Consider the following 8292-nt stretch of genomic DNA (forward strand, 5'->3'; position numbering starts at 1 on the left):
AGAATATCTTTTGCTTTCGGATTTTTTATTTTCTCCTTGAGTATTCTTACAATCATTGGTCCTGCACCATCATCACCCTTCTGGATATTGCCGATTCCTAAGATACATATCCTCTTGGGATTTCTTATTTCTTTGCTTAAGATATTAAACCAGACAACCGGCATGAAATATTATATTATAGTTTTTTAATGTGTGAAGTCAAGCAAATAAAAATAGAGCCCTTTAATTGTGATACGATATAAAAGAATGACTATTTTTTTATTATATGCTTGACATTAATAATCATTTGAATATAATCAAGTACTTCCTCGGTAGCTCAATGGTGGAGCATCCGGCTGTTAACCGGAGGGTTGCAGGTTCGAGTCCTGCCCGAGGAGTTTTATTATGCCTTCTTAACATACCATGCGAAATTCCTGCCCCTGGCGTTTGATTAATTACGAGGAGTATGTAAATTAAGAGAGGTAATATGGATAGAATGTTTTTAAAAACTGAACATAGCAGGAAGTTCACCAACTCTCAGTCCACTCCAGACTATTGACATTTGCTTTATCTTAAATATAATTGCAAATCTTTATGAATATTGAGACGATTACCCTGCTTACTATATTCGTCCCAATAATGGGCTCGCTGACCATTCCAGTCGCGGGTTTGATATCAAAGAGCTTCAGGTCGGTCTGGTCAGTACTCATTGCCTTAGCAACTGCAATCCTTCCTTTATTATTATTACCTTTTGCATTTAGTGGTGCACAACATATCTTTGGCAGACCCCTGATAATGGGGCTTGATTTTTATCTCGTGGTTGATGGTCTATCAGTCTTTATGTCCATTGTCTCTTCATTTATTGGAATGTTGATTGTTTTATATTCAGTTGGTTATATCTCCCATGAAGAAAATCAGAGTGAATATTATTTAATGGTCTTATTATTTATCGGCTCAATGATGGGTCTGGTATATTCCGCGAATTTGATATTTATGTATCTTTTCTGGGAAATTACCGCAATCTGTTCCTGGCGCCTTGTTGGATTTTATCGAGATAAGATTCACATATTAAGAGCAGATAAGACATTTTTGGTGACATTTGGCGGAGCGGTAATTATGCTCTTTGGGTTTATTCAAATTTATAACCAAACCCAGAGTTTTAATATAATGGATATGCGGGGCACGCTCATACCGGGCTCTGCAGTCTTATTGATTTTATTCGGTATGTTTGCCAAGTCAGCAACTGTGCCGATCCAGACCTGGTTACCTGATGCGGGTGTTGCACCTTCAACTGTTACCGCATTATTACACGCAGCGGTCCTGGTAAAGATTGGTGTCTATGCCTATGCAAGAATATTCAATTATACATTTGCAATACCTGAGGGCTGGCAGACCGCAATTCCAATCATTGCGGTGATTTCAAGTCTGGTTGCGGCGGGTGCAGCAACCGTTGAGAATGATTTAAAGAGAATTCTTGCCTATTCCACGGTGAGTCAGATTGGTTATATATTCTTAGGTTTGAGTATTATGGAGCCGACTGCGGTCATTGGTGCAATCCTGTATCTTTTAATGCATGGACTTGCCAAGGCCGGATTGTTCTTGTGTGCAGGAATAATTGAACATAATACCCATACCAAGGATATCAGACAACTTGGTGGTCTTATAAAAACTATGCCCATAACCGCAATTGTCTTTATCATTTCCGCATTTTCGGTGATTGGTATCCCGCCCCTTGGTGGATTCTTTTCAAAGTTTTTGGTGATTTTAGGCACGGTGAAGTCTGGTAATCTCTGGCTTGCAGGATTGGCATTATTCACAGCGGTGATGACTGCATTCTATCTATTCAGGGTGTTCAATATGGTCTTTCTTGGTGAGACAAAGATTTCAGCAAAGGAAGGTACGAATTCAATGCTCTTTGTTGTAATTGTCCTTGCGATTCTTTCAGTCCTTGCGGGTATATTTATTAGTTATCCAATGAAACTCGCGGATATTGCCACGACACAGATATTGAGGTTAGGATTATGAGTTACAAGAATCTAAAATTCCAAATCCTGAGTTCTAAAGAATCGTTAGTCGTTTTACGGTTGCGAAATGCGAAACGGTTTAGAAAGGCGGCTTCGTTTGAATTATTTAAAATTGGAATTTGTTTGGGATTTGGTGTTTGGGATTTGGGATTTAATAGGATGGGTTGGTTATGCTAAATCCTCAGATTCTCCTAACTCCTATTGTTTTGCCGGTTGTTGTAGCAATCATCGCAATATTAATTCCCAGAACAATCAAGGGTCTGCGGGAGTTTATTGCTATTATTGCCGGTGCAATTTTAGTCTATATTGCCTGGCTCTTATTTGATTACAAAAATCTCGTCTTGACATTGAACTGGGTGGGCTGGCTAAATTTTGATTTGAGATTGTATCATTTCTCATCATTTGCATTATTGTGGATAAACATCTTTGGATTCTTGATCAGTATATATTCATTTATAAAGATGAAAGAACATCCCAGGGTCGGCGAATACTATTGCTATATCTATCTCACAATTGCCTTCGCCAATGGTGCTATCCTTGCGGATAACTTTTTGGTATTACTCTTCTTCTGGGAGGGATTGCTCTTGACCCTTTATGGACTGATTACCCTTGGTAACACCGAAAACACCCAGCGGACTGCGACAAAGGCGTTCATCATCAATGGATTCTGTGATTTCTGTATGATCTTTGGTATTGCCATTTTGTGGTATATTACCGGTACCGCAAGCCTTTCTGAAATTAGTCATCATCCGGTTAAGCCTGAAGGTCTTGCATTGTTAAGTTTCATAATGATGATGATTGGTGCCTTGGGAAAGGGTGGTTCAATGCCCTTCCACACCTGGATTCCGGATGCGGCAATTGATGCACCGGTCAGTGTGATGGCATTCTTGCCCGGAGCACTTGAGAAACTTTTGGGTATATTCTTATTAACGAGAATTTCAGTTGAATTATTTGCAATCAAGGGGACGCCCGCCTCAATAATTTTAATGATAATCGGTTCAATCACGATTATCTTTGCAGTATTAATGGCATTGATACAGAGGGATTATAAAAAATTGCTTTCATTCCATGCGATAAGTCAGTATGGTTATATGGTCTTGGGTATTGGAACTGCATTGCCGATCGGTATCATTGGTGGAATATTCCATATGCTGAATAATGCGATATATAAATCTGGATTGTTCATGGTTGCAGGTGCTGTTGAACATCGGACCGGGACTACCGAAATGAAGAGGCTCGGTGGATTAAAACAGGATATGCCGATAACCGCATTGTGTTATCTGGTTCTTGCTGCCGCAATATCAGGAATCTGGCCCCTAAACGGTTTTGTATCAAAAGAACTTGTGATACATGGTGCTTATGAAACAGGCTTTGTAATATTTGCTATTGCTGGATGGGTCGGTGCGATATTCACCTTTGTTTCGTTTTTAAAGGCAGGGCATTCAATATTCTTAGGACCGCGCAACAAAGAATTACCCAAGACAAAAGAGGCAGAATCTCCATTTCTGGTTCCTATGATTATCCTTGCGGTGCTCTGCATTTTATTTGGCGTTTATAATTATCTGCCTTTCAAATATTTCTTTGAACCTTTACTTGAAATGCATCCCGAAGAGATTGCCCATCACTATGATTTTTCTGCCCATGCCCTTGATTTGGTAAATCCGATTGCTGGCGTATCAATTTTTATGCTCCTGATTGGTCTTGTAATACATTTGTATGGCTGGAACAAGGCAGAGAAAAAGGCAGCCTATGCCTCTGAGGTTATCCACAGACTGCCAATTTTAAGCACCCTCTATGAATGGTCAGAGCAAAGGGTTTTTGATATGTATGAACAGGGGATTAAGTTCTTAAAAGGACTTGCCCATATCTTGTATGTGGCGATTGATAGACCGATTGACTACTTCTATGAGAAGACGGTTACTATCACTGGTAATGCATTCACGAAACTACTCCAGTACGCACACAATGGTCACTATGCAAACTACCTTGCCTGGTGTATTGCGGGACTTGTTATAATTGTCTATGTTTTATTATCTTTGATTAAGTGAGGAGTCTGATATGGTATCTCTTTTTATAATCATTCCGTTCGTCCTTGCTGCATTCCTGCCTTTGATTGAGAAAGTTTCAAAAAGATTTCTACCTGATTTATTGACGAATCTGGCAATCCTCTTTCTATTGATTTATTCAATGACCTTTGGCTACCAGGTTGTGGCATCACATTCCGGAATTCGCCATTTCCAGTGGTTCAATCAAAATTTAAATATTGTCTTTGCGTTGGATGGTTTCAGTCTATTTATGTTATTTGCCATATATCTTGTCAGTTTTGGTGTAACGCTATTTTCAATTGACTATATGGAACATTATGGTTCAAAAGGGATATTCTATGCTTTATTTATGATTATGGTCGGCGGTATGTCCGGACTTGTCCTTGCTACGGATTTATTTACAATCTATGTCTTCCTTGAGGTTGCTGCGATATCTTCCTATGGTCTTGTTGCCTATGGACTAAAGCATGATGAACTTGAGGCTTCATTCAAGTATCTTGCACTTTCTGCAGTCGCAACCGCATTTCTGCTATTGGGCATTGCTCTAATCTTCAGTATTACCGGAAGTCTGAAACTCGGTGACATTGCAGATAGATTCTTTAAAGAAGATGCAAAATTTATAATGTATATCTGCACTGGATTCTTCATTTTTGGTTTTGGCTTAAAGGCAGCGCTTGTGCCATTCCATTCCTGGTTACCAGATGCCCATCCCAGTGCACCCGCACCAATATCCGCAATGCTTTCGGGTTTATTAATAAAAGTTTCTGGTGTCTATGCACTGACAAGAATATTCTTGAATGTCTTCGGTTTAACACCCGCAGTATCAACGGTCTTGATGTATCTCGGTATAATCTCTATTTTAGTCGGTGCAGTCCTTGCCCTGGGACAGGATGATATTAAAAGAATGCTTGCCTATTCATCAATCAGCCAGGTCGGTTATATTATCCTTGGATTTGGCGCGGGAACGAGTTTTGCAATAATGGGTGCATTATTCCATATCTTAAACCATGCCCTTGCTAAAGGATTGTTGTTTTTGAATTCAGGTTCGGTTGAGCATTCAACCGGTACCAGGGATTTGAATAAAATGGGTGGTCTTGGTAAGAGGATGCCAATTACTGCGGCGACTACCGTGGTTGGTTCGCTTTCCGTTGCCGGTGTGCCACCACTTAACGGATTCTGGAGCAAGTTATTTATTATTATAGGATTATTACAGGCAAGGGCTTATGGATTTGCATTTGTGGCGGTCCTGGCAAGTATTATTACATTGTGGTATTATATTATTATCCAGCGTCGGGCATTCTTTGGTAAATTGAAAGAAACACTACAAAATGTGAAGGAAGTTCCTTTCTGGATGGCATTGTCAACGCTTTTAATCGCCCTTGTTTGTATCATAATCGGCATTGGCTTCCCCGTGGTTATCTCCAAATGGATTACACCTGCAGTGAATATTCTTGAATATGGTATTAGATATGCAATGCAGTATTTGAGGCTATAGGGGTTTTTATGCAGGAGTTATATTTAATATCACTCTGTGCCCTGGTCTTCTTCTCAGTCCTTGCGGTATTGTTAAAAGACCTGCTTAAAGCCGCATTGAGCCTTATGGCAGCAAGTGTATTTCTTGCAGTAGTATTGTTCTTTATGAAGGCGTATTATGCTGGTGTATTTGAAATTTCGGTCGTTGCGGGTTTGATTACTGTCTTATTTGTTTCAACGATTGGCTTGACAAGGGGTGATGATTTTAAAGAAAGTAAACTGCCGGTTTATATCTTTCCGTTGTTCTTTATCTGGTTTATCATTATTGATATTTTGATTATGTATCTGTTATTGAGCAAAATGCCACCGCTAACAAAATGGCTATCAGAATCTGGTAAATTTGGTGATGTCTTATGGCAGAAACGGACATTCGATCTCTTCGCTCAAATTGGTATAATCTTTGCCGGTGTCTTTTCGGTGTTAGCATTATTCAGAAAGAGGGATAAAAATGATTAATTTACCCAATGATTTTTATTTAAACTTGATATTTGCCTTTATTCTTTTCTTCATTGGATTATATTGCCTTCTTTCAATGCGCAATTTAATTAAATTGCTCATCGGAATAGAAATTATTGCCAAAGGTGTGACCCTTGCTTTGATATCAGCGAGTTCGGTAAAAGGGCTGATTCTAACCGGTCAGAGCCTGGTGATAACATTTATTGTGGTTGAGGTCTGCGCTATCGCAGTTGCCCTGGCGCTCGTTATAAATCTTTATCGCCATACTGGTAGTCTTGATGTCAAAAAATTGACAAAGTTGAGAGGATAATTATGATTGATATTTTACTTTCTCCTCCCATTGCCTTTTTGATTTTCTTGGGTATTTTCTATTTGATTTACTGGCTTGGTAGTCTGATGGCGCCAAAAATGAAAAAGACACCGGGTAAAGTTTCAACCTATGCCTGTGGTGAGGATATTCCAGGAACAAAAATCCAATTTGGTTATCGTCTGTTTTTCTATGTTGCACTGTTCTTCACGATGATGCATGTTGCGACACTGGTGGTGGCGACGATTCCCAAAGGCGCAGTCGCCTTGTTTGGTATCTTTTATCTGGCGATGATATTTATCTCGGTCTTGGCATTGATAACGAGGAGTTAAATGAGCAACCATAATAAAAAGATAAATGGGAAGTTAGAAGTGAATTTCAATCCTCCTATTTCCCCCTTTGAAAAAGGGGGATTAAGGGGGATTTGTAGCGGTCTTATTTATCAGGATGGTTTAAAGGCGGGGGTGATTGGATGTTAAGCTGGCTTGTTAGATGGTCAAGGATAAAATCCCCTTGGGTATTACACTTGAATACCGGGGCATGTAATGCCTGTGATATTGAGATACTTGCCGCATTGATGCCGAGGTTTGACTTAGAAAGATTCGGTGTTCTGTTAAAGGCAACACCAAGGCATGCAGATGTGATTGTCTGCACCGGTCCAATGACGAGGCAGAGCAAGGACAGGATGATAAGGATATATGAGCAGGTGCCTGAACCGAAGTTTGTCGTGGCGGTCGGTGCGTGCGCAATGAGTGGTTGTGTGTATCGGGGTTGTTATAACATCATCGGTGGTGTTGACCAGGTCCTTCCTGTCCATGCCTATATTCCAGGTTGTCCGGTCCGTCCGGATGCAGTGATTGATGGGGTTTATAAGTTGTTGAAGACTTTATGAAAAAGGCAATTGAGGGCAATTTGAGGCAATTCAGGGCAATTGCGAATGTAGGGCAAGGCTTTCTTCAAGAACCGATGGTTCTTTCAGAACCAGAGGTTAGCCTTGCATATTCAGAGGTGAATTGAGGAAAATATGGGTGAAACTGAACTTTTAGAAAAGATAAAGCAGGGTTTGAAAGAAAAGGTTTTAGATATAACCAATCCTGCCCCAAGAAGGGTCTTTTTAAAGGTTGATAAAAAAGACCTTGTTGAGGCAGTGAAGTTTTTGAAAGAGAAATTCAACTTTTATCACATTTCTACCATATCTGGTGTTGACTTGGGTGAGAATTTTGAAATATTATATCATCTTGCAAATGAAAATTGTGGATTGACTGTCCGGACACTGACACCGAGGAATGACCCGAAGGTGCCAACTATCACCAGCGTAATTCCTGGTGCCACGCTTTATGAGAGAGAGATACAGGATATGTTTGGGATAAAGGTTGAAGGGCATCCCAATCCAGAGCGTCTTGTATTACCTGATGACTGGCCTGAAGGCGAATATCCATTGCGCAAAGACTGGAAATTTGAGCGTCCTGAAGAGAAAATCCCGGGAGGTAAGTGATGGAGGCACAGGAATTTAAGGTTCCGATTGGTCCACAGCATCCGGCATTAAAAGAGCCGATAAGTCTGCGTATGACCCTTGAGGGTGAGATAATGAAACATTTTGCCCTGGCTTGGTGTTGCCAGTCATGAGGCAGGATTTGATACATTTTAGAAATTTGATTGTAATAAAGAAATCATTGACATATTTAAGTTTTGAGTTAGAATATTATTGTCGAGTAGTTATCTGTGAGTTCTTTATAGTAAAAACACGGAGACAAAAATGCGAGGCATAAAGATAAGCAAAATAGCAGCGCTGTGGCTGCTGATGGTATTGATGGTGGGATTTGGGCGGGCAACAAAAGAATTACCGCCTCTTGAAAGGAATATCGACGGAGCTATGATGATAATAGGGGGGGTTCCAAAAGTTGGAGAGTCATTTGAGATTGTTTATCGCATTAAAATAAAAGAGACA

General features: G+C 40.1%; 11 protein-coding genes and 1 tRNA gene. All 12 read left to right on the forward strand.

Annotated features, from left to right (window positions below; translation table 11 throughout):
- The first annotated feature begins 305 nt into the window (after positions 1 to 305).
- Positions 306 to 377: transfer RNA gene (locus tag ABIL69_11335), tRNA-Asn, on the forward strand.
- Between the two features lie 196 nt (positions 378 to 573).
- A complete protein-coding gene (locus tag ABIL69_11340; protein ID MEO0124581.1) occupies positions 574 to 2004 on the forward strand; it encodes an NADH-quinone oxidoreductase subunit L in 1431 nt (476 codons plus the stop codon).
- Between the two features lie 169 nt (positions 2005 to 2173).
- Positions 2174 to 4051: an NADH-quinone oxidoreductase subunit L gene (locus ABIL69_11345; protein ID MEO0124582.1), complete on the forward strand. Its 1878-nt coding sequence runs from the start codon at positions 2174 to 2176 to the stop codon at positions 4049 to 4051.
- A gap of 10 nt (positions 4052 to 4061) precedes the next feature.
- A complete protein-coding gene (locus ABIL69_11350) occupies positions 4062 to 5543 on the forward strand; it encodes an NADH-quinone oxidoreductase subunit M (protein MEO0124583.1) in 1482 nt (493 codons plus the stop codon).
- A gap of 8 nt (positions 5544 to 5551) precedes the next feature.
- The gene (locus tag ABIL69_11355) at positions 5552 to 6037 is read left to right on the forward strand and encodes an NADH-quinone oxidoreductase subunit J (protein ID MEO0124584.1); all 486 of its coding nucleotides are present in this window, start codon (positions 5552 to 5554) and stop codon (positions 6035 to 6037) included.
- On the forward strand, positions 6030 to 6347 hold the full coding sequence (gene nuoK, locus ABIL69_11360; GenBank protein MEO0124585.1) for an NADH-quinone oxidoreductase subunit NuoK: 318 nt from the start codon (positions 6030 to 6032) through the stop codon (positions 6345 to 6347). Before ABIL69_11355 ends, nuoK begins: the two co-directional genes overlap by 8 nt.
- A 2-nt stretch (positions 6348 to 6349) precedes the next feature.
- Entirely contained in the window at positions 6350 to 6676 is a 327-nt protein-coding gene (ndhC, locus tag ABIL69_11365; protein ID MEO0124586.1) for an NADH-quinone oxidoreductase subunit A, read from the forward strand.
- Positions 6677 to 6816: 140 nt separating this feature from the next.
- Positions 6817 to 7236 carry an NADH-quinone oxidoreductase subunit NuoB gene (nuoB, locus tag ABIL69_11370; protein MEO0124587.1) on the forward strand — a complete coding sequence of 140 codons (420 nt, stop codon included), beginning with the start codon at positions 6817 to 6819 and terminating at the stop codon, positions 7234 to 7236.
- Positions 7233 to 7361: a hypothetical protein gene (locus ABIL69_11375; protein ID MEO0124588.1), complete on the forward strand. Its 129-nt coding sequence runs from the start codon at positions 7233 to 7235 to the stop codon at positions 7359 to 7361. The genes nuoB and ABIL69_11375 overlap by 4 nt, the downstream gene beginning before the upstream one ends.
- 7 nt (positions 7362 to 7368) lie before the next feature.
- Positions 7369 to 7839 carry an NADH-quinone oxidoreductase subunit C gene (locus tag ABIL69_11380; GenBank protein MEO0124589.1) on the forward strand — a complete coding sequence of 157 codons (471 nt, stop codon included), beginning with the start codon at positions 7369 to 7371 and terminating at the stop codon, positions 7837 to 7839.
- Positions 7836 to 7970, forward strand: coding sequence for a hypothetical protein (locus ABIL69_11385; GenBank protein MEO0124590.1), 135 nt, complete (start codon positions 7836 to 7838; stop codon positions 7968 to 7970). The genes ABIL69_11380 and ABIL69_11385 overlap by 4 nt, the downstream gene beginning before the upstream one ends.
- 130 nt (positions 7971 to 8100) lie before the next feature.
- On the forward strand, positions 8101 to 8292 hold a 192-nt coding region (locus tag ABIL69_11390; protein ID MEO0124591.1), incomplete at its 3' end, for a hypothetical protein.

The sequence above is a fragment of the candidate division WOR-3 bacterium genome (genome assembly GCA_039802005.1).
Lineage (GTDB): Bacteria > Hydrothermota > Tepidihabitantia > SM23-42 > JAOAFX01 > JAOAFX01.